At 71.7% G+C, this 21,109-nt stretch carries 14 protein-coding genes and 1 tRNA gene; 7 read left to right on the top strand and 8 right to left on the bottom strand.

Translation table 11 applies throughout. From position 1 onward, the window contains the following. Positions 1 to 8: 8 nt before the first annotated feature. Positions 9 to 602: a rhodanese-like domain-containing protein gene (locus EV375_RS07040; RefSeq protein ID WP_130298687.1), complete on the bottom strand. Its 594-nt coding sequence runs from the start codon at positions 600 to 602 to the stop codon at positions 9 to 11. A gap of 289 nt (positions 603 to 891) precedes the next feature. Between EV375_RS07040 and EV375_RS29585 the strand changes: the two genes are divergently transcribed. Beyond that, positions 892 to 3,552 (top strand): SAM-dependent methyltransferase, encoded by a 2,661-nt coding sequence (locus tag EV375_RS29585; RefSeq protein ID WP_486588334.1) that lies wholly within the window; start codon positions 892 to 894, stop codon positions 3,550 to 3,552. Positions 3,553 to 3,661: 109 nt separating this feature from the next. Here the strand turns inward: EV375_RS29585 and EV375_RS07030 are convergent, their stop codons facing one another. Further along, entirely contained in the window at positions 3,662 to 3,892 is a 231-nt protein-coding gene (locus tag EV375_RS07030; RefSeq protein WP_055487017.1) for an FmdB family zinc ribbon protein, read from the bottom strand. An 89-nt stretch (positions 3,893 to 3,981) separates the two neighbouring features. Then, positions 3,982 to 5,238, bottom strand: coding sequence for a coiled-coil domain-containing protein (locus EV375_RS07025; protein WP_207228302.1), 1,257 nt, complete (start codon positions 5,236 to 5,238; stop codon positions 3,982 to 3,984). A gap of 234 nt (positions 5,239 to 5,472) precedes the next feature. On the opposite strand from EV375_RS07025, the gene EV375_RS07020 reads away from it, so the two are divergent. From EV375_RS07020 to EV375_RS07005, 4 genes are all read left to right on the top strand, one after another. Continuing rightward, a tRNA-Val gene (locus tag EV375_RS07020) sits at positions 5,473 to 5,547 on the top strand. Between the two features lie 378 nt (positions 5,548 to 5,925). Further along, positions 5,926 to 7,167 carry a carboxylate--amine ligase gene (locus EV375_RS07015; protein ID WP_130298685.1) on the top strand — a complete coding sequence of 414 codons (1,242 nt, stop codon included), beginning with the start codon at positions 5,926 to 5,928 and terminating at the stop codon, positions 7,165 to 7,167. A gap of 40 nt (positions 7,168 to 7,207) precedes the next feature. Beyond that, positions 7,208 to 9,232, top strand: a complete 2,025-nt coding sequence (locus EV375_RS07010; RefSeq protein WP_130298684.1) for a hypothetical protein — start codon at positions 7,208 to 7,210, stop codon at positions 9,230 to 9,232. A 363-nt stretch (positions 9,233 to 9,595) separates the two neighbouring features. Continuing rightward, complete coding sequence (locus EV375_RS07005) at positions 9,596 to 9,979, top strand: DoxX family protein (RefSeq protein ID WP_130298683.1); 384 nt, start codon at positions 9,596 to 9,598, stop codon at positions 9,977 to 9,979. Between the two features lie 3 nt (positions 9,980 to 9,982). On the opposite strand, the gene EV375_RS07000 is transcribed toward EV375_RS07005, so the two are convergent. Continuing rightward, positions 9,983 to 12,232 (bottom strand): helicase domain-containing protein, encoded by a 2,250-nt coding sequence (locus EV375_RS07000; protein ID WP_130301669.1) that lies wholly within the window; start codon positions 12,230 to 12,232, stop codon positions 9,983 to 9,985. A 462-nt stretch (positions 12,233 to 12,694) separates the two neighbouring features. Then, positions 12,695 to 13,723 carry a baeRF2 domain-containing protein gene (locus EV375_RS06995; protein ID WP_130298682.1) on the bottom strand — a complete coding sequence of 343 codons (1,029 nt, stop codon included), beginning with the start codon at positions 13,721 to 13,723 and terminating at the stop codon, positions 12,695 to 12,697. 825 nt (positions 13,724 to 14,548) lie between these two features. On the opposite strand from EV375_RS06995, the gene EV375_RS06990 reads away from it, so the two are divergent. Next, positions 14,549 to 15,709, top strand: coding sequence for a chitinase (locus EV375_RS06990; protein ID WP_130298681.1), 1,161 nt, complete (start codon positions 14,549 to 14,551; stop codon positions 15,707 to 15,709). An 84-nt stretch (positions 15,710 to 15,793) separates the two neighbouring features. On the opposite strand, the gene EV375_RS06985 is transcribed toward EV375_RS06990, so the two are convergent. The 3 genes from EV375_RS06985 to EV375_RS06975 all read right to left on the bottom strand — a co-directional run bounded on the left by EV375_RS06985 (position 15,794) and on the right by EV375_RS06975 (position 19,675). Beyond that, positions 15,794 to 16,462 (bottom strand): VTT domain-containing protein, encoded by a 669-nt coding sequence (locus EV375_RS06985; protein ID WP_130298680.1) that lies wholly within the window; start codon positions 16,460 to 16,462, stop codon positions 15,794 to 15,796. A gap of 209 nt (positions 16,463 to 16,671) precedes the next feature. Beyond that, positions 16,672 to 18,528, bottom strand: a complete 1,857-nt coding sequence (locus EV375_RS06980) for an alkaline phosphatase D family protein (RefSeq protein ID WP_130298679.1) — start codon at positions 18,526 to 18,528, stop codon at positions 16,672 to 16,674. Between the two features lie 475 nt (positions 18,529 to 19,003). Next, positions 19,004 to 19,675: an HNH endonuclease family protein gene (locus tag EV375_RS06975; RefSeq protein ID WP_130298678.1), complete on the bottom strand. Its 672-nt coding sequence runs from the start codon at positions 19,673 to 19,675 to the stop codon at positions 19,004 to 19,006. A gap of 549 nt (positions 19,676 to 20,224) precedes the next feature. Here EV375_RS06975 and EV375_RS06970 point away from each other — a divergent pair. Continuing rightward, complete coding sequence (locus EV375_RS06970) at positions 20,225 to 20,812, top strand: TMEM165/GDT1 family protein (protein WP_130298677.1); 588 nt, start codon at positions 20,225 to 20,227, stop codon at positions 20,810 to 20,812. The last annotated feature ends 297 nt before the right edge of the window (positions 20,813 to 21,109 follow it).

The following is a 21,109-nucleotide window of genomic DNA, read 5'->3' as shown; positions in this document are numbered from 1 at the left end:
GTGCCGGGTCAGCTCGTGCCGGCGGCCCGCGCGCTCAGCCTGCTGAGGGTGGCGTCCAGGCCTCCGTCGCCGGACCGGCGGCGGTTGTGCGGCAGCTTCGAGAGCACCGCGGCCATTCCGCACGTGTTGCTCAGCGCGGAGAAGACCAGGCCGCCCCCGATCAGGAACGAAAGGATGCGGGCGCCGGGGACCGCCAGGTCGAGCAGGATGCCGAGCAGCACCAGCGAACCGGCGGCCAGCCTGACCTGCCGCTCCATCGGCCACACGGCGCGGGCGCCTTCCGGACGGTCGAGCGCGTGACCGCCGCCGGACCAGGCGTCGGTCCCGCCGTCGAGTGACGCGGCGGTGATTCCCTCTCCCGCGAGACGGCTGCTCGCAGTCCCGGACCTGGCTCCGGAAGCACAGACGACGACCAGTTCGCCCTGCTCGGCCGCGGTGCGCAGCGAGGGAAGCGCCTCGTCGAGACGGTCCAGCGGGACGTTGAACGCGCCGGGGATGTGCCCGGAGCCGTACTCGCCGGGGGTGCGGACGTCGATGACGGTGGCGCCGGCGAGCCGGGGAGCGAACTCGTCGACGGTGAGGGGAGCAGGCGGAGCGGTCACAGTTGATCCTTCCAGTTCGGCCTTGATCGTGACCCTTCAGATCTGATCGCCTCAGCAGCGTTGAGGAGCGGTGTATTCCGGATAAGGGCGCCGAGTTGCGTCGGCCCTGCTTGAGGATTCACCCATTTGTGGCATAGAACGCGTACCGCCGTACCCGGCCGCGTCCGGCAGCGCCCGGCAGCGGTGACGGAGCCGCCCGGCCCGGCTTCCCCTTCCGCTCCCCGTCCCAGCGCGACGTGAAGCAGCACGCCGAGGTGCGCCGGAAGGAGCCCGGGCCGACGCTGGAGCCATGTTGACGCTGGGCCGTCTGACCGCCGGTGTGCCTCCGCTGCTGCGGTGGGCCGGCAGGGGAGACGCGCCCGGCGACCCCGGCAGGGTGGTCGAGAGGATCACGCGCTGCGGCCCCGACGGACCCCCGATCGGTGAGCGCACGGAGCGGGTGCTGTTCGTCACGTCCCCCGGCGGCACCCTGGACTGGGTGCGGCTCCGCGCGGAGAACGCGGCCGGAGTGGTGGTGTGCGGCGAATTCGCCCACCCCGACGAGGTGCCCGACTGCGGTCTCGTGCCCGTCCTGACTCCGCTGGTCCCCGGCGGGCCCGTCCGGGTTGCCGAGGCGCTCATGGGTGCGCAGATCGCGGTGCTCCAGGACGAGGTCCGGCAGGTGGAGACCTACACCGATCTCGCCGCGCACGCGATGGCCGAGGGCAGAGGACCGCAGGGCGTGCTCGACTGGGTCTCGCGGGAAGCCCGTGCGCAGGTGGAAGTCGTCGACGGATACCGGGAGCAGGACTGGCCGGCTGAAGTGTCCAGGCACACGCCCCTGCTGCGCGAACTCGTACGGGGCAGGGAGCACGGACCGGTACGGGGCGCCGGGCACGGGCGGTACGTCGAGGTGTGGCCGGTGGGAGTCGGCCCCCCGCACAGGCTGCTGATCGCGTCCCGCGACGAACCCTGGGGAGGACGCGGCCTGTTCGGCCTCGAACAGGTGGCCGTGATGGTGGCCGGTCTGCTGCGCGAGGAGGAGGTGACCGAGCGCGAGCACCGCCTGCACGGGGCCGTGCAGGCGGCACGGACCTCCGCCTTCCAGTACCTGATGGTCGGCGACGTGACATCCGCCGGCCGTGCCGTGGAGCCGCTGGCCCCCGGCTTGATGGCCGCGGGCATGGTGCAGCTCGCGGTCGTGGAGAAGTCTCCCGGCGAGGAGCGGGAAGCAGTTGCGGAGGAAGTCGAGGAGGCACTGGAGTGGGGACGCGCCCTGACGGTGCTCTGCCCCGTCGACGAGACCCAGATCATCGTCGTCTGGGACGGCGCGCAGGCCCCCGTGCAGACCGTGCTGGAGCCCGTCGCCGAAGCCGACCCCGACCGTGCGGTGGGAGTCAGCGGCCGCGGGCCCCTGGAGCACGCCGCGCGCCTGTACTCGGCCGCCGCGGTGAGTGTGGAGGCGGCCCGGCGCACCCCCGGCGGAGTGGCCGTGCACGACGGACGCCCGCCCCTGGCGGAGCTGCTCGGCAGCTCCGCCCGCGCCTGGGCACGCGAGCTGCTGGCGCCGCTCGAGCGGAATCTCACCGCGGCGGAACGCCGGCGGCTGCTGGAGGTGTGCGGCGCGGCCATCGCCATGGGCACGCAGGGCGCCGGGCGGCTGCTCGGCCTGCACCGCGACACGGTGACCGCACGGCTGGACGAGCTGACCGAACGCGTGAACCTGGACCGTTCACTTCTCGGGGACCGGGCCAAGCTGGATCTGGCGATGCGGCTGGCGGACCTGCCGCCGCCCGTCCCGGGGACCCTGCCCGCAGGGGGCGTGCGCCAGGTACTCGACCAGGACGGTGCCTCGCCGTGGGGCAGAGGCGTGCTGTCCGGGCTCCCTCCGCGCCTGCTGTCCGCGCTGGCGCGCTGGGTCGGCAACGAACTGGACCGCGAGGAGACGGCACAGGAACTGGAGATCTCCGGCAGCACGCTCGGCGGGTGGCTGCGCGAGGCCGGGACGTTCACACATCTGCCGCTGCGCAAGGACAGACCCGGCGCCGTCCACGAACTGCTCTGGGCCCTGTACACCACAGGCCGCGTCCGGCCCCCTACCGTCACCGGAAGCGAAGGCGAGCCGAAGCCGGACGGCCCTGACGGCAACGGACAGGCCCCGCCCGACGGCATCGGCCAGCCCCGCACCGACACGCCCCATCCCGCCCGGCTCTACGACTACTTCCTCGGCGGCCGCACGAACTACGCCGCCGACAGGGCCGCCGCCCAGCAGACCGTGGACGCCGCCCCCGCGACAGCCGCCATGGCCCGCGAGAACCGCGCCTTCATGCTCCGCGCCGTGCGCCACCTCGCCGGGCACGAGGGCATACGCCAGTTCCTCGACCTGGGCGCCGGCATCCCCACGGAGCCGAACCTGCACCAGGTCGTCCAGGCCGAGATCCCCACCGCGCGGGTCGTCTACGTGGACGACGACCCCGTCGTCCACGCCCACGCCCAGGCCCTGCTCACCGGCAGCCCGCTCGGCCGTACCTCGTTCCTGAGAGCCGACGCCGCGAACCCGTCCGGCATCCTCGCGTCCCCCGAGGTCCTCGAATGCCTGGACCTGGACCAGCCTGTCGCTCTCTCCCTCGTGGCGCTGCTGCCCCTCGTCACCGACGACGAGTCCGCACACGAGATGATCCGCGGCTTCACCGACGCGCTGGTCCCCGGAAGCTTTCTGACGGTCTCCCACCTCACCGGCGACCTCGACCCCGAGGGGATGGAAGCGGTGTGCCGCCAGTACGAGAAGATCGCCGGCATCCGCACGAAGCCCCGCTCGTACGCCGAAGTGGCCGCGCTCCTGGACGGGTTGGAGCTCCTCGACCCCGGAATCGTCCTCGTCCACCGGTGGCGCTCGGACCGCTCCGAGGCGGACCTGGCCGACGACGACCCCCGGGTCGGCTCGTACGGCGCGGTGGCTCGCATTCCGTAACGGGACGGGTGCGGACGCGGGCCCGGAGCGCGGACGGGGAGGGCGGGCGCCTCAAGGGACCGGCGTCCGTCGGTGATCTCCAGCGGACTCCGGCGAGTTCCGGCGGACGTCAGCCGCAGCAGCCCCCGCCGCAGCAGCCGCCCCCGCCGCCTCCAGCCGGCGCGGCGCCGGCGGCCGGTGCGGAGGCGGCGGAGGTGCCGGCCACAGCGACCGTCGACAGCAGCTTCACGGTGTCCCCGTGACCCTGCGGGCAGGCGGCCGGGGCGCCGGACTCCGCCATCGGACGGGCCAGCTCGAACTGCGTGTCGCACTCGCGGCAGCGGTACTCGTATCGGGGCATGCAGGAATGCTATCCGGCGCACGGCGGCGGCGGCGCGCGGCCGGGAAGGCCGGCAGGCGCCGTCACAGGGGCATTCGGCCGGGCAGGCGTCACTGCCCGGCCGCGCGCTGCTCCCGGATCTGTTCGACGACCCGCTGCACGGTCTCCTTCACGGCGTCCAGTTCGGTGAGGAGATGCCAGTAGTCGGGATGGCGGCCCGTAAGCCCGGCGACCGCACGGTCCACACGTGCGACGGCGTCGTCCAGCGGCCCCGCGTGGGACGGATCGGGCGTGCTGCGGCCCGCCATCGCGAGCCGCTGCGCGTCGCGGATGGCGAAACGCGTCCGGTCGACTTCCTTCGTGTGATCGAAGGAGACCTCGTTGAGCCGCTGCAGACGGTCACCGGCGGCCTTGATCGCTTCGTCCGCGGAGTTCAGCAGCGCCCGCACGGTCGACAGCTGCGCCGTCGCGTCCGCCCAGCGCTGCTCGTCCCGCGCCTTGCGGCCCTCCGCCAGCTTCTCCTCCGCCTGGCGCACGGAGCGGGCCGCCTGGTCGGGGACCTGCTGCAGGTCCTGCCAGCACGTCGCGCTGAAGCGGCGCCGCAGCTCGCTGAGGACCGGTTCCACCTGGCCCGCGCGGGTCTGCAGGGCCTGGGCGCGCGTGCGGAGCGACCCGAGCCGCTTGTCGATCTCCGCCGCCCGTTCCGGCAGACGGGCTGCCTCGTCCCGTACCGCCTCCGCCTCACGCACGACGCGGTCGGCGCGGCGCAGCGTCTCCTGCACACCGTGCCGGCCGGCGCCTTCGTTGAGCTTGGTCAGTTCGGGCGAGAGCGCCGCGAGCCAGCCGGCGAGCTCGTCGGCCTTGAGGCCCGAGGCGCGGGCCGCGTCCAGCGCGTTCGACGCCGCGAGCAGACCCTGCTTCGCTCGCTCGATGGCCGGGGCGAGCCGCGCCAGTTGCGTCTCGGCCTGCGACAGCAGCGGCCCAAGGCTCTCCCCGAACCGCTGCAGCTCACCCCTGACCCGCTCCAGCTCCTGCCGCGCCCTGCCCAGCTCGGCCCGCGCGCGGGCGGCGGCGCCCGCATCGAGGTCGTCCCGGTCCAGGTCGTGGGCGTCCACGACGGAGATGTACTCGTGGCTGACCTGATCGATCCGGGAGCCGAAGTCCGCGAAGTCCGCGACCGCCTTGCGGGCCGCGGGGGAGTCGTCGACGGCGTTCAGGGTCTCGATGGAGATCCGCAGGTCACGCTGGGCGGTGTCCAGCTCGTAGAAGGCTGCCGCGGCGTCGTCCTTTGCGGCCTGCGCGTCGGCGCGCTGGTTCTCCGCACGGGCGCCGCCCCAGCCCCAGCGGCGGGTGCCGCCGCCGTTCATAGCCGCCACCGAACCTCTCCCCGCGTCCCCACGTGCCGCATCAGTGATCGCCGGTCATTCTCCCACCCTGTGCCAACGAACACACGAGCCAGTTCGTTCAACGATACGTGCAAGAGACATCGGACAGATCGCGACCGGCAGCCCTCCCGCCGAGAGGCCGCGCGGCCGGCGGTGAGCGCCCACAAGGGTTTGTGCCCCCGGGCGAGGGACAAGGTAGTCTGTGCCTTCGTTCCCGGGCGCATAGCTCAGCGGTAGAGCGCTTGCCTTACAAGCAAGATGTCACTGGTTCGATCCCAGTTGTGCCCACCACCTCGCAAACCCCCTCTGATCAGCAGCCGAAGGGCCGTCCACGTCGTTGCGTGGACGGCCCTTCGAGCGCTTGACGCGGGTGGGGGAGCCAGACCTGTGGCGGGACCGCAACGTCCGTACGCAGGCGGCGAGTTCGGCATCCCCGGGCACGGCGCCGGGACATGCCCGATGCCCGGACCGGGGCTCCTTCGAGGAGGAAGACAAGTGGTCCGAGGCAGCCCACGCCGGGGCGCATCCGCGCGAACGCGCCGTCTCCGTCCTTGCACGCGGGCATGAGGTGCTTGCACGCGGGCATGAGGTGCGTGCGCGGCAGATCGCCGGGCACGGTGGCGCCAGCCACGCAGTCAATGAGCCCACGCGCCGAAGGAGAAACGGTCCATGCCACAGGGCGAACCGGCCACCAGGAACCCGGACAAAGGCTATGTAGCGCTGCTCGGCTGGAGTCTCAACGCGGTGGAAGCCCTCGACCGGTTCGACCGGCGGTACGTCGTTGTGGCGCCGGAGTGGGCCGAGGAGTACTGCGTCGAGCACGACATCCCCTACGTGCCGTGGAATTTCGAACGGCTCAACGACCGCTCCATGGAGATCGCCGAGACCCTCCAGAACAAGGGTGTCGACGTCGCGATCCCGCTGTTCGAGGAAACGGTCGAATGGGCGGGGGCGATCAACTCCGTTCTGCTGGACAACCCGCGTCTGTACGGTCAGTCCCTGCTGCTCCGGGACAAGGCGCTGATGAAGCGCCGCGCGCAACTGGGCGGCATCCGGGTCGGAATATTCGAGGAGGCCCACGACCGGGACGACGTGATCCGCTTCCTCAAGCGCGTCAACCAGACCCTGCTCAAGCTGGACGGCGACCCGAACGACCCGATCCACCTCAAGGCGTTCGACAAGGCCGGATGCCTCGGGCACCGCGTCATCCGCACCCCGGACGAGGTCGACACGATTCCGGACGAGGAGTTCCCGGTTCTCATGGAATCCCACCTCGACGGCTGGGAGTTCGCGGTCGAGGCGTGGGTGCACAACGGGAAGATCAAGTTCCTCAACATCTCCGAGTACGTCACGCTCGGATATTCGGTGTTCGCGCCGGCAACCCCGGAACTGGAGCGGTACCGCCCGCAGATCACGGCGCAGATCGAGAAGCTCATCAAGACGTTCGACATCGAGTTCGGCTTCGTGCACCCGGAGTATTTCGTCACCAGTGACGGCGAGATGTACTTCGGCGAGGTCGCCTACCGGCCGCCGGGCTTCAAGGTGTTCGAACTGCTGGAGCGGGCATACGGGTTCAACGCCTACCATGGGCTGGTGCTGGCCTTCGACCCGAAGACCACCGAGGAGGAGATCGACGCCTTCTTCCCGCGCGAGGTCGTCGACGCGTCCGGGGTCGCCGGCTGCTTCGGTGTCTACCCGCGCCGCCGCGTCGTCAGCGGCCTGGAGATCCCGGAGGAGACCGAGGACGACGACTACTACGAGTCGCACGACCTCTCGACGCCGCTCGAGGAGACTGTCACCAAGAGGACCGCGTTCGGCACCCACTGGGGCCTGGTGTACTTCTTCGGTGATGACCCCTACCGGATGCGCGACCTGCTGAAGAGGCAGGAAGAGCTCGACTTCTACGTCTGACGACCCCGTGGACGCAGGAGACCAACCCGAGGGAAACCCTTTGAAACCGACCGTCGACGTCAACGGTGAGGCCACGACGCTGGACAAGCGCGTGACCTCACTCGACGACGCCATCCAGGCCATGGCCGAAACCCGCGACTTCGGCAAGCACACGAAGCTGCGGCGGGTCCTGGAAGCATTGCGGCGGGTGCTCATGCAGCCGGGCGGCGCCGCGGCGGTCCAGGCCAGGGCGCAGGCCCTTGAGGAAGCCGGACTCTTCCAGGAGACGGACTGGGCGTCACCGGAGATCCTTATCCCGTCGCTGGTCGGCCCGGGCCTGCACAGCGGAGAGGCGGACACCGTCGTCATGGAGGCGACCAGCGAGCTGCGGATACTCGCCGTCGCCCGCGGCGACTTCGCACACCCGACGTTGCCCGCCGAGGACGCCCGCCAGTTCCTGTCCCAGGTACTGGCAACGAACCTGGAGCTGCTGTTCACCCCGCCCAGCGAGGCGGAGCGAACCCAGCAGGGCCGAACCGCACAGCTCATCCGGGACCTGTTCCGCCACCTCGCCGACGAAATCGGCTACGACAGCGTGATGGACCACCTGGTCGACGAGATCTGGCGGATCCTGCGCCAGCGTCCGATCCAGGTCGAGGCGGTGCAGTCCCTGATCACCCGGATCGCGGCCTACCGCGACGACCCGGAGGTCGCTCTTGGTGTGTCGTCGGGGCAGGGCATCGACCGGCTCATCACGAGCCTGTTCGGGACCACAGAGGCGTGCCGGGAGGACCCGGGCATCGACGTCTTCCGCTCCAGGCTCGAGGCGATGGACGCCGGCGGCCTGCACTACGAGGCGACGGGGTTCGCGCGGGCGATGCACGACACCGGCCTGGTGTCGCCGTACCACGCGGAACTGCTCCGGTTCCTCCTGCGCGAGAGCGACTACCTCGTCGGTGAGGCGCTCGGGCTGTCCGACACCGGCCGGAACTGCCTGCTGCGCTACAGCCAGCTGGTGCACCGCCTGATCGAGGTGGCCGTACATCCGCAGACCGCGCAGAGCATCTACGGGCTGGCGCTGCTGCTCGACCGCGGCATCCTCTACGAGCCGCCGGTGGTGCCCGCGCTGTGGCGCCAGCTGGCGCTTGAGCTCTCACCGGTCGCGCGGGAGCGGTTGACGGCGGTTTTCGGCGAGGTGCCGGGGCCGCAGGCGCGGCTGGTCGCGGGGGTGCTCTCGATGCTGGGCCAGCCGCTCGGCGTCGGCCAGGGAGACAACCCCACCTGCCAGTCGGCCCGCGCGCTGTCGATGTGGTCCTACAACGACCCGGACTATCTGCTGCAGATGGTCGTCTGGGCGGCTCGCGACGACGAGATCATCATGCACTTCGAGGGTCAGCCGATCTCGTCGAAGGACAGCGCGACCGGAGTGGCGAGCACGCTGCCGATGGACCTGGACCCCGTGTCGCTGCTGTTGGTGCCCCACTTGGACCGGATCTACGCCGAGATGGGGCGGCGCTGCGCCACGCGGCCGGGGGACCCGCACCGGTGGGTCAACCCCGAGTTCCACGGCTGGTGGGCGGCCCGTGGGTTCCACATCAACGTCGACGTCGCGACCGGAAACCTGGTCGACCTCGACGGGTTCCTGCGGCAGTTCCACGCCGGCTACCACCCGTCCTACAACGGCGAGCAGCCGCTGATCCATCCGCAGCCGGCCGGCGTCGCCGTCACCGACAGCGCGGCCCGCTACGTCGGCTGGCACGCGATCACGATCCTGCGGGTCGCGCCGGACCCACAGGACGTCATGCGGGTGTATTTCTTCAACCCGAACAACGACAGCGGCCAGGACTGGGGCGACGGCGTCGTCGTCTCCACCGCGGGCAACGGCGAGCGGTTCGGCGAGGCCTCACTGCCGTTCGACCAGTTCGCCTCGCGGCTCTACATCTTCCACGCCGACCCGCTCGAGCGCGGCGAACCGGAGCGGGTGCCCGCCGAAGACATCGCGCGGATCATCGGCTACATCGAGCGCAGCTGGGGCAACGACCGGCTACCCGCGGGGACGCTGCAAGCCCTCGAAAGGAAAGCGTGAACCACGTGAGGGCTTGTTCGTCGCCATAGGGCGTTTCGCCCCCCTGAGGGGAGCCGGCGAGAGTGCCGGTCCGCCGACTGCCAAGCGCCGAACGGCCGGGACGACATGCCAGTTGTACGGGCCCGCCCACCCGGCCGGGCGGGCCCGTCGTCTCCGGTTCGTCCGGCACGGCTCGGTTCTGCCGTGGCCCGTCGTCGCGCGAAGAAACCCTCGCTCACGAGTCAACTTCCGGTGAGGGAACCCGGCCCCGGGAGCCCGAACGCGCATCCCCCCTCCGGGCCGAGGCGTCCCGGTGATGTCACAGATGGGGGCCGACGGCCGTCCTGTGGGGTGTAGAGGCATTTCCCGGTCAAGGAGTCGACGATGGACCTCGCGCTGTGGATCGCTGCCGGACTGCTGGCCGTAGTTGCCCTGACCGGCGGGATCAGCAAGACATTCGTGCCCAGGGAGAAGCTCGCTGCGGTCGAGGGCGGAGGCTGGACCGAGGACGCCGGTGACGGCCTCGTCAAGACCCTCGGTGTCCTCGAACTCCTGGCCGCGGCGGGCCTGATCCTGCCCGCCGCTCTCGGTATCGCACCCGTTCTGGTGCCGGTGACCGCCGCCTGCTGGGTCCTGCTCATGGTCGGCGCGGCGGTCACACATGGCCGACGCGGTGAGACCAGGTTCGTGGCGCTGAACCTGGTCTACCTCGCGCTCGCGGCGTTCCTCGCCTGGGGCCGCCTCGGCCCGGAGCCCTTCACCGGCTGACCCTCACCTCGGCGGCCGTCCGCAGCCGTCGGCCGCGTCCGCTGCCGCCAACTCCCCGAGTCCCGCGGGCAGATCGCCGGTGTGGAGCACGCCGAGACGCTGGGTGGCGCGCGTCAGCGCCACGTACAGGTCGCTCACCCCGAACTCGGCAGGTTCCACGACCAGAACGGTGTCGAACTCCAGCCCCTTCGCCTGCCGTGCGTCGAGCAGCACCACGTCCCGGGTGAGGTCGGGCTCGGCCCCGTGGCCCGCGTCCGGCAGCTCGGCGAGCAGCGACGCGTGCAGGACCGCCGGGGCGACGACGGCGACACGTCCACCGGTCCGTGCCGCTGCGGCCTCCCGCGCCGCGGCGGAGGCGAGACCGTCCGCGGTGACCCGCCGCGCCCAGGGCCGCACCCCCGTCGAGCGCACCGAGCTGGGCGGCTCGTACGACGGGTCGTGCACCCGCAGGAACCCGGCCGCGACCTCCATGATCTCGGCGGGCGTGCGGTAGTTGACCCCCAGCCGCACGTGCTCCCAGCGGTCGCCCACGTACGGGTCCAGGACGCGTTCCCACGAGCCGAGCCCGGCGATGTCCGCGGTCTGCGCCGGATCGCCGACGAGCGTCATCGAACGCGTCGGGATGCGGCGCATCAGCAGCCGCCAGGCCATCGCCGAGAGCTCCTGCGCCTCGTCGACGACGATGTGACCGAACGCCCAGGTCCGGTCGGCCGCCGCCCGCTCCGCGGCGCTCTGGTGGTCGGCCTCCTCGTGCCGCTCGGCCATCCGCTCGGCGTCGATGACGTCGTGCGCCGCGAGGACCTCCGACTCCTCGTCCTCGAACTCGTACGTCTCCGAGCCGGCGGACAGCTCCAGCACGCCCTGCGCGTAGGCGATCCGCTCCTGGCGCTCGGCCTCGGCCGCGGCCCGGGCCGCGCTGTCGTCCTCGCCCAGCAGTTCGGCGGCCTCGTCGAGGAGCGGTACGTCGGCCTGGGTCCATGGACCGCCCTGACGCCGGATCAGTCCGGCCGACTCCTCGTCGAGGTGGACCGGTTCCGCGAGGAAGTCCGCGACGAACTCCTGCGGGGTCAGCTGCGGCCACAGCTCGTCGATGGCCGCGTGGACCTCCGGGCTCGTCGCGATCTCCTTGCCCATCTGCGCGATGTCGTCGGGCCCCAGCAGATTGGGCCCGCCGAACGGGTCGGCGCCGATGCGCTCGGCCAGCTGCTCGGTGAGCGCGTCGATGATGTGGAACGCGAAGTGCGGCCTGGCGAGGTTGTGGGGGAGCCCGCTCTCACGTGCCCGCCAGCGCGCGTCCTCGGCCATGGCCCGCTCCAGGGAAAACGTCCCGTAGTCGTCGTGGCCGATCTCCGTCGCCCACTCGGGCACGGTCTGACGGTCGCGCAGCGCCTTCGCCAGCACCTCGGCCATCGCGGCGCGTCCCTTGACCTCGGCGGCCGCGGGACTGTCGGTGCCGGTGGCGCGCACGCCCGGGAAGAGCTCGCCGAGGGTGGCCAGCAGCACCCCGGTCTCGCCCAGGGAGGGCAGCACGTCGCCGATGTAGCTGAGGAAGGCCGGGTTCGGGCCGACGATCAGCACGGCCCGGCGGGCCAGCAGTTCCCGGTGCTCGTACAGCAGGTACGCCGCCCGGTGCAGCGCGACGACGGTCTTCCCCGTGCCCGGGCCTCCCTCGACGACCATGACGCCCTGGTGCGGAGCGCGGATGATGCCGTCCTGCTCGGCCTGGATGGTCCGGACGATGTCGTGCATCCGGCCCGTGCGGGCGGCATCCAGCGCGGCGAGCAGGACCTCGTCGGCGTCCGCGCCCTCGTGGCCGGTGCGGGTCGGGTCGCTGAGGTCCATCAACTCGTCGTGCAGCGCGGTGACGGTGCGCCCCTCGGTGGTGATGTGCCGCCGGCGCCGCAGGCCCATCGGGGAATGACCGGTCGCCAGATAGAAGGGGCGCGCCACGTCCGCCCGCCAGTCGATCACCAGCGGTGTACGGGACGGGTCGTCCTGCCGGATTCCGATGCGCCCGATGTGGTGGGCAGTGCCGTCCCGGAAGTCGAGGCGGCCGAAACAGAGCCCGTTCTCTCCCGCGTGGATCGCGCTGAGCAGCCCGGACTGTTCCGCCACGAGCACATCCCGCTCGAGCCTGGCCTGATAGCCGTTCCCGACCGGCACGAGCGCGTCACGCACCGACTCCTCGGCCTGCTCCCTGAGTTGGTCGAGCCGCGCGTAGAGACCGGTGATGAATTGCTGCTCCTGCCGCATTTCGTCGGTTGACAATTCCGCTCCTGACGCGATATGGTTTCGGCAGTTGAGTCTTTTTCTGCCTTTTCAAGTAAAGGCACGGAGAATCGAATATACGCGAGATCAAGCCCCGGACGCCAATTCGTCCAGGGCTTTTTTGATGTGTGATACCCGGCTGCGCAAGGGCTCGAATGCGGGGCGGCGGCGCGGCAGGAGTGCCCGACTTGCTGCCCGGCTCCCGTGGGGCGCCGAACGTCGAAGGCCCGCCGCGATCGCGGCGGGCCTTCGTGCTGTGCTGTGCCGGAACGACAGGTGCCCGGTCAGGCCTGACCAGGCCCGGTCAGGCGGGCCGGTGCGGGTCAGGGGGCCCGGCGCGGCGAACCGGGCGCCGTTCACGTCCGATCAGGCCGGGCCGGGCCGCCGTCACCCCGTGCCCCTGGGATGCCTGCGCCGACGGACGTGCCGGCGCAGGCGGGCACCCGGTCAGCCCTCCGGGTGGAAGCGGAGGATGCCGGCGCTGCCGTCCTCGAGGCCGGTGCCGTGGGGCACCAGAGCGAGGACGGCGCCGGTCCGCGAGGCCTCCTTGAGGAGCAGGGATTCCCGCTTCGCGGTTGTCTCCTCCTCCAGGAACAGGGTTTCCAGGGCGCCGGTCTCGGCTGCCTTGAGGGCCTGCGCATCCCCCTGGACGGCGTCCCGGTGTCCGAGCGCTTCCCGCAGCCGGGACGCGTTGTCCCGCAGCCGCTGTTCGATGTGCTCGGTGGCGATGCGCAGCACCTCTTCGTTCAGGGCGTCCCGGGCTCCGGCGTCGGGTGCGCCGCCCCGTGAGGTCTCAACGACCTTGTCGTGCAGGTGGCCCGGCAGCTGCTCGCGCGACGAGGTGCGTTTCTGGACCTCACCGGCGAGGATCACCACGTCCGGAGTGAACCGGGAGAGCGCGGAGGAGACGGCCGAGGCCAGAGCGTCGCCGTCCTGAACCGTGGTGTCCTCCGCGCGGCGCCGGATGCGCCGGTGGGCCTGCTCCCCGGCGTGCGTGTTGTCCGAGCCTTCCGCCGCATCGTCATCGGGTCCCTTCGGTGACTCCGTCAGGTCCCGGGCCACGACGAGCCTGCGCAACTCTGTCTCCTCGTGCCCGGCGACGATCAGCAGCACCCGGGCCGCATGGGTGGCCTCCCGTGCGTAGGCGCCCAGTTGGGGCAGGACGCCCCAACTGGCGTCGTCGCCCGCGCCCAGGGAGGCGTCCCACGGTGCGTCGAGGCCGAGCCGGCCATGGTCGGACGCCACGAGGACCCGGCCGTTGGCCTGTTCCTCGCCCGCCTTGTCCCGCGCGAGCGCATCGTCGAGAACCGTGAGCGCGGCCTTGTCGGCGCCGTCGGCGGCGAGCCTCTCGCGCAGGGACTTCCAGCGCAGCCGGATCTGGTCCGCGGCGTCCTCTCCGGGAGAGCGGCCCTCCATGTAGACGGTGGCGAAGGCTTCTCCTTCCGCGTAAAGCGACTTGAGCGGACTGAGTTCCACTGCTTGCTCCTTCGGTTCTGAGGTGTCGAGCGGCCTCGCGGCCGGCCTCTGTGTGCTGCCTCCGTGCATCACCGGTGTGGCACCGGCACTCCGCGGGGGACGCCGGGGACGTCGGGGACGCCGGGACTGACGCATGTGACGCACTGTGAGGCCGCCGTCCGACTTGCCTTTCATGCGCCGGCGAAACCCAACGGAATAAATCGGGCAATTCGTCTCGGAAGAGAGCAAAGGCAAATGAGGGTTTGTCAGACGCGCGGGGATGTTCTTCACGGCGCGGCGGTGAACGGAACGCGACCGGTTTCAGGTGCCGCCCACGGAGACCCGCGAACATTCACGCATCGGAAACGGGCCGTGGCCCGGTCCGTTCCGCACGCGTCATGCGAGAGACGGTTGCGCCGGCGACCAGCCGCCGGTGAAGCCCCGAATCCCCGGGCTGTGAGCCGGCCGGGGACTCGTCGCGCCGTGCGGTTCCGCGCGTGAGACCTGTGCCGCCGGACCCTGTACGGCGAAGGGCCCGCCGCGGCCATCTGGCGTGCGGTGTGCCCTCGGGCCGCTCAGGTTCCCGGCCCTCGCCGGGAACCTGAGCGGGCCGACCGCGTCCGCTCCGCTGGGAGCGGAGTGAGGGCTTCTCGGAGATCGACCGCTCCCAAGGGTGACGCGCCGGTCCTCAACGTCCCTGTATGTGCCTGAAGTTGAAGGCGCGACGGTGCGGAGCGGGCGTCCGTACGGGCGCAGGACACGCCGGGGCCGGGATGCTGCGTCCCGGAGCCCGGCGTGTTCAGCATCTCGGCATGGGAGCGAGACCGGCCGAGAGATGAGGATCGGATGAGAGCACTGACCCGCCTTCGCGGCACCCGCAGCGCCTTCCCCGCCACCTGCTCCGACGGTGGCCGCACCGGTGGCCGCACCGGTGGCCGCGCCGGCCGCCCCGTGACGGCCGGCGACGTCCTCGCCCGGGCCGGCGTCGTCGCCGCGCTCGTCATGGCCCTGGCCGGTACAGCGTCCGCGGCTGCTCCCGCCGATGCGCCGGGAGCTGCTGCCCCGCGAACCGACGCCCCGGGAGCTGCTTCCCCGCGCGCTGCCGCCCCGCCGCCGTCGCCCGCCCCGATGGCGGTCGCGCCGTACCTCTCGCTCGGCTGGGGAGACCCGCCGGAGCCGGCGAAGGTGATGAAGGAGACCGGCGTGCGCTGGTTCTCGCTCGCCTTCGTCCTCAGCAGCGGCTCGTGCGAGCCGCGCTGGGACGGCTACCGGCCGCTGACCGGCGGCGTCGACGAACGCACCGTCAAGGCCGTGCGGAAGGCCGGCGGGGACGTCATCCCGTCCTTCGGGGGCGGCCTGGGACACAAGCTGGAGCAGAGCTGCCCCGACGCGGCGTCGCTCGCCGCCGCGTACCAGAAGGTGATCGACGCCTACAGCCTCAAAGCGATCGACATCGACATCGAGATGAGCGCGTACCGCAGCGCACAGGCGCAGCGGAAGATGCTCGGTGCGCTCGGCGCCGTGCAGCGGGCGAACCCCGGGCTCGTCACGTACATCACGCTGCCCAGCTACCGCTCGGGGCCGGACAGTTCGCTCATCGACCGGGCGGCGGAGGAGGGGGTGGAGCCCGACGCGTGGAGCGTCATGCCGTTCTCCTTCGTACCGTCCGCGAAGGGCGAGGACATGGGCCTCATCAGCACACGCGCCGTGGACGGGCTCAAGGACCGGCTGGTGAACGCCTACGGCTACACGGAGACCGAGGCGTACAAGCGCAGCGGCGTCTCCTCCATGAACGGGATCACGGGCGAGGGCGAGAAGATCCGCGTCGCGGACTTCCGCACCATCGCCGCCCACGCCCGCGATCACAAGCTGGGCAGGCTCACGTTCTGGTCGCTCAACCGGGACCGGCCGTGCGGTGCCCGGCCCTACCCGGCGGAGGACCGGTGTTCGGGTGTGGAGCAGAAGCCCTGGCAGTACACGAAGACACTGGTCCAGTACGGGCGCTGAACCGGAAGCCGAACTCCCTTGCGGGACAGGGGTTCTGGGCGCGCGGCGGAACGGTTCCGGCATGGGGCCGCGGGGGCCCGGTGCCTAGGCGGAGCGCGTGCGCTTCCGGCGTGCCGGGTCGTGGGCCGTCCGGCGCAGCGCGTATGCCGCGAGCGTGCCGAACGTGAACAGCGCCAGCACCGAGACCGCCGTGCCCAGCCAGGTCGCTCCCAGCCAGCGGCCCCCGAAGTAGCCGAGGCTCACGCTGTACGCGGCCCACGTGAGCCCCGCCAGTGCCGACCACGGCACGAACTCCTTCGCGCGCCGGTGCGCGGCACCCGCCGTGAGGCTGACGAGGGAACGCCCCGCCGGCGCGAACCGGGCCAGCACCACCAGCGCGCCTCCGCCGCCGGCGAGGGCCTGGCCGAGCTTCTCCTGAGCCGCCTTCAGGCGGCGCGAACGGGACAGGGCGCGGTCGAAACGGTCACCGCCGCGCCGGGCCATGCGGTACGCGACGAGGTCGCCGAGCACCGAGGCGGTGGCCGCGCACAGCACCAGGGCGACGATCTCCGGCAGGTGCGCCGCCTCGGCGGCATGGCGGGCGTGGCTTGGCAGTTGCGCGGCATCGGCGGCCGTACCGGCGACAGCGGTCCCGGCGGCGACGACGAGGACACCGCTCGGCAGCAGGGGCACGAAGACGTCCAGCAGCACGGAGGCCGCGATCACCCCGTACAGCCATGGGGATCCGGTCACAGACCCCAGGATCTCCAGCACCGTTCGTCCCCGTACCTCTCCCGGTCGCTGTGCCGTCCCGTGTGTTCCCCGTCAGGAGTGAAGGTCAAGTCCTTCAAGGCCGCTCCAGCGTACGCCCGCCGGTGACGCAGGGGACGGCTGGGACGTGCGGGATCGATCTCGGTCCTGTCTCGGCGCGGTAACGGGTCTCCGGCGGTCCGGGGAGGCCGGGGGACGAGCTCGGCGGAAGGTCAACTTCCGTTCTTGCCGGGCTCGTCGGAGAGTGGGGGAGAAGTCCGGGACGGGACGAGCGTCCGCTCGACGATCCGTTCAAGTCGCGACCTGCTGCCGCGCCCCGCACCGGGAACACCGCCCGGACTGTCCGCGCCCTCGGGGACGGCCCGCGCCTGCTCCAGCCACAGTTCCGCCGCCCGTCCGCGCAGCCGGAGCGTCATGAGCTGATTGCCGAACCACGGGCCCCCGGACCGCTTCCAGCTGATGACGGGGCGCCCCGTACGCCCGTGGCGTGCCAGGACTCGGCCCAGGCCGCGCCCGGCGCGGCTCCAGCCGAAGCGGAACCCGGCGCGCATCACCGCCGGGATGCTGTTGTGCATGGGCGAGCAGGTCAGTTGCAGCACCCGGGAGTTCACGGGGCCGCTGAACCGGGGTTCGCTGACGTAGGCGTGGTGCACGTCCCCGGACAGGACGCAGACCGTCGAGGGTGCCCTGTGCGCGCCGGCGACCTCCTCCACGAGTTCGCTCAGCGCCTCGAAGGAGCCGGGGTAGGCGGCCCAGTGCTCCAGGTCGCCGGCACGCCGCAGCACTTCGCCGATGCGCGCCCAGCGTTCACCCCGTACGCCGCGGCACAGGGCGGCGTTCCATGCCTCCGTGTCGTGGATGGCGGGAGGGAGCAGCCACGGGAGCGAGGTGCACAGGAGGAGATGGTCGTAGCCGCTGTCGTTCCCGTGCCCCGAGGCGGCGGGCGTTGCCGTGGCGGAGGCGGGTGCTCCGGCAGCGGCGGTGGCGCCGGGGCCTACCGGGGTCGCGACGCCGGCCGGGGCGCCGTCAGGGCCGCCGTCCGGTCCCGTTCCCGTCAGCATCTGCTCGCGCAGCCACATCATCTCCTGCTTGCCGAGCATGGCTCGCTGCTGCTCTTCCAGCACCCTCGCCGCCCGGGTGTCGACGATCAGCATGCGCACCCTGCCGAAGTCACGGCGGAAGCTCCACCGGGCGGCGTCCGGATTCATGTCCGCGCGCTCCACGAACTCGCGCAGCGCCGCCGTCCCGTCCGCCTCGGCGCGTACGGCGGCGAAGACGGGGTCCTCGGCCAGCTCCCCCGGGGAGAGGTTGCCCAGATGCTGGTAGACCCAGTACGAGGCCAGTCCGCCGAGGATCCGCTCGCGCCACCATCCGGTCGCGCGCATCTCGCTGCGCCACGCGTCGCTGGTGTTCCAGTCGTCTATCACGTCGTGGTCGTCGAAGATCATGCAGCTGGGCACCGTCGACAGCAGCCAGCGCACCTCCGGGTCGGTCCAGGACTCGTCGTAGAGGAGCGTGTACTCGCCGAAGTCCGCGACCTGGCTCCACGGCGGCTCGGAGAGATCCCGTCTGGCGGCGAGCTCCTCCTTGACGACGTCGGAGGTCTCGTCCGCGTAGACCTGGTCGCCGAGGAGCAGCAGGACGTCCGGGCGCTCGCCGCCGGCGATGGCCCGCTGGGCGAGCGCGTCGAGGGCGTCGGGGCCGACGGGGTCGTGGGAACTGGCGGAGGGCCGGGCGGCCCAGCGGCACGAGCCGAAGGCCACGTTCACCGTGCCCGTGCCGGGGGCGGGGGTGCGGATCGTGCTCGGAGGCAGAGGGGAGCCGGGCAGGGGCCACACCTCGGTGCCGTCGAGAAGAAGCCGGTAGGTGGTCTCGGTGCCCGGTTCGAGACCGACGACCGTGATCAGCGCATAGTGGTGGCCCGAGATCTGCCAGGTGCGGGCGCTGCCGCCGGCGCTGCCGGGGGTGCAGCGGACCTCGGCCTCGCAGGGCCCGTCGGTCTCGATCCAGATCGTCGCCGTGTCCTCGTCGACGTAGCGCAGCAGCGGTCCCAGACGCAGCCTGCCCATGGAGTTCTCCCTCCGTCGTCCCGCACGGTACGGAACGCCCAGGGCAACCGGCGAGTTTCCCGCAATGAGACACCGCGCTTCGCTTTTCCGGAAGGGGAGAGGGGCGGGGTGCGCGCGGGCGCGGGGAGGCCGGAGGGCGGCGCGGGCCGGCCGGGACGCGGGCTGGGCGTCCCGGCCGGCCGAGGCACCGGTGCTGCAGCAGTGCTGCGGCCGTGCCGCGGCCGGCCGGGGCTGCGCTCGCCGGTCAGCCTGGGGCGTCCCCGAACCGGCAGCACCGCTCGGCAGCCGCGCCCCGCGGGACGACGCAGAACGCGGAGCGCGGCCGGAGCCGGAACTCGTCGGAACTCAGCGGCGGCGGAGAACTCAGCGGTGGCGGAGAACTCGGCAGAGGCGGAGAACTCGGCAGAGGCGGAGAACTCGGCAGAGGCGGAGAACTCAGCAGGGCGGCGGAGAACTCAGCGGTGCCGGGCAGCGGTCAGCAGGTGCCCAGCGCCTCGGTCAGGGCGCTCTTCTCGGCCGAGTCCGCGGTCATGTCGTAGGTGTCCTTCACCCAGATCCACATCCGGGCGTAGGTGCAGTGGAAGTCGTCCTTCGGCGGCATCCACTCGGCCGGGTCCCGGTCGCTCTTCGACTGGTTCACGTTGTCCGTGACCGCGAGGAGCTGCGCGATCTCCATGTCGTTGGCGAGCTTTTCACGCTCGTCCTGCGTCCAGTCGCTGGCGCCCGAGGTCCAGGCTTCGGCGAGGGGCACCATGTGGTCGATGTCGACGTCCGAGGGGTCGGTCCACTTCTCGCCGTCGTACGGGCTGGTCCAGGAGCCACTGCTCGGGTAGCAGTCGCTGCCCGTCTCGACGCCCTCGCCGTCACGCTTGAGGACGGCTTCGCGGGTGTCGCATCCGTCGCCCTGGTCGCTCCAGTGCGGGAACTTCTCGCGGTCGTAGCCGTCCATGGAGCCTTCTGCCTGCTCGTTCAGGCCGTCCAGCATGGTCTTCGCCTCGGAGGCGCTCGGCGGGGCGGGCGGTTCGGCCTGGGCCGGTGAGATCCCGGTGGTGAACAGCAGCAAGGCGGCGCAGGGCGCGGCGATCGCCGTGATGACGACCGATTTGCGGCGACGCGCGTAGAGCTCGGTGCGTATGCGCTTCTGCATACGAACTCCCTCGGTGTGGGGGGAAATTGCCAGGCGGGCAGCCCGTCTCGGGCCGATGGTGCGGGTGACACGTTGCCGGAAGGCAGGCATCGGGTAACAGCGTGACGACGTGTTCACGTCACATCAAGACCTTGCTCACAATCCGCAGCTGGCCGCCCGCGGCGGATCCGTGCGTCGCACTTCACTTGCCGCTCCCCGCCGGGCCACCACCGGTGCAGGTCGTGGGGGCGGCCGGGGAGGGGCCGATGGCCGCCGGGCGCACGGATCGTCTAGCCTTGCTGACTGCAGAAGGGGAGTAGCTCTTCGCCGGACCGTCGACATACTGGGCGGACCCCGGCCTGCGTCCACCGCCTCCGTGGTCGGTGCAGCCAGGCCGTGCGTCCCGCCCCGGCGCCCGGAGCGCGGCATCCCGGACTGGCGGCTCGTGGCCGCCTCCGGTCTGCGGCGCCAGCGAGACCTTCGGCCGAGCAGTGTCAGTCATGTACGACGCTGCCGTGCCGAAGCGTGCTCCGCGCCGGTACGGCGGCCCGTCTCCTCAAGGACCGTTCAGTGATCAGCCTTTCCGTCGCAGCCGTCGTCTTCGGCGTCGTCTTCCTCGCCGAACTGCCCGACAAGACAGCCCTCGCGGGGGTGATGCTGGGGGCCCGCTACCGCGCCTCGTACGTCTTCGCGGGCGTCGCCGCCGCCTTCGTCCTGCACGTCGTCCTCGCCGTGGCCGCCGGAAGCGTGCTGACGCTGCTTCCGCACCGCATCGTCCAGGCCGTGGTCGGTGTGCTCTTCCTCGCCGGAGCCGCGGTGCTGCTGCTGAAGAGGGACGAGGGGGAGGGCGAGGAGCAGGCCAGGACCCCGTCCGGCCAGTCCTTCTGGAAGGTGGCCTCCAGCGGCTTCATGCTCATCCTGGTCGCGGAGTTCGGGGATCTGACCCAGATCATGACCGCCAACCTCGCGGCCCGCTACGACGATCCCCTCTCCGTCGGCCTGGGTGCCGTGCTCGCGCTGTGGTCGGTGGCGGCCATCGGCATCCTCGGCGGCCGTACGCTCATGCGTTTCGTGCCGCTGCGGCTGATCACCAGGGTCGCCGCGCTGCTCATGGCCGCTCTGGGTGCCTTCAGCCTGTACGAGGCCGTTGCGCCGTGATCTGAGCGCCGGTGAGCCGGAGTGCCGGAGTGCCGGTTCCGGAGCGTCCGCACGGCCCGGCCCGCCGTGCGGACGCTCGGCGTGGTGTGCCGTACGCGGGCGTGGTGTGCCGTACGCGACTGCATGACCGTCCGGTGATGCCGCGACGAGTCGTGCCCTACTCTGATGCTCCTCGCGCCATCGCGCGGTTCCCGCTCTGCTCGCCGGTGATCCGGCTCCGCCGTCCGACGGGGCGGTGCGGAGCGGCAGTTGAGCGGTGCGGCGCGCGCCGGGCGGAGTCGAGCCCGACCCGACCCG

The sequence above is a fragment of the Streptomyces sp. CNZ301 genome, assembly GCF_004217425.1.
Note: the sequence above shows the minus strand (reverse complement) of the source record. Positions and strands in the feature narration are given on the sequence as shown.

Coding starts and splice junctions, on each gene's coding strand:
- EV375_RS06990 (WP_130298681.1), top strand. CDS start 14,549: ATGAGAGCACTGACCCGCCTTCGCGGCACCCGCAGCGCCTTCCCCGCC.
- EV375_RS06980 (WP_130298679.1), bottom strand. CDS start 18,528: ATGGGCAGGCTGCGTCTGGGACCGCTGCTGCGCTACGTCGACGAGGAC.
- EV375_RS07025 (WP_207228302.1), bottom strand. CDS start 5,238: ATGAACGGCGGCGGCACCCGCCGCTGGGGCTGGGGCGGCGCCCGTGCG.
- EV375_RS07000 (WP_130301669.1), bottom strand. CDS start 12,232: ATGCGGCAGGAGCAGCAATTCATCACCGGTCTCTACGCGCGGCTCGAC.
- EV375_RS07030 (WP_055487017.1), bottom strand. CDS start 3,892: ATGCCCCGATACGAGTACCGCTGCCGCGAGTGCGACACGCAGTTCGAG.
- EV375_RS07015 (WP_130298685.1), top strand. CDS start 5,926: ATGCCACAGGGCGAACCGGCCACCAGGAACCCGGACAAAGGCTATGTA.
- EV375_RS29585 (WP_486588334.1), top strand. CDS start 892: ATGTTGACGCTGGGCCGTCTGACCGCCGGTGTGCCTCCGCTGCTGCGG.
- EV375_RS06975 (WP_130298678.1), bottom strand. CDS start 19,675: ATGCAGAAGCGCATACGCACCGAGCTCTACGCGCGTCGCCGCAAATCG.
- EV375_RS07005 (WP_130298683.1), top strand. CDS start 9,596: ATGGACCTCGCGCTGTGGATCGCTGCCGGACTGCTGGCCGTAGTTGCC.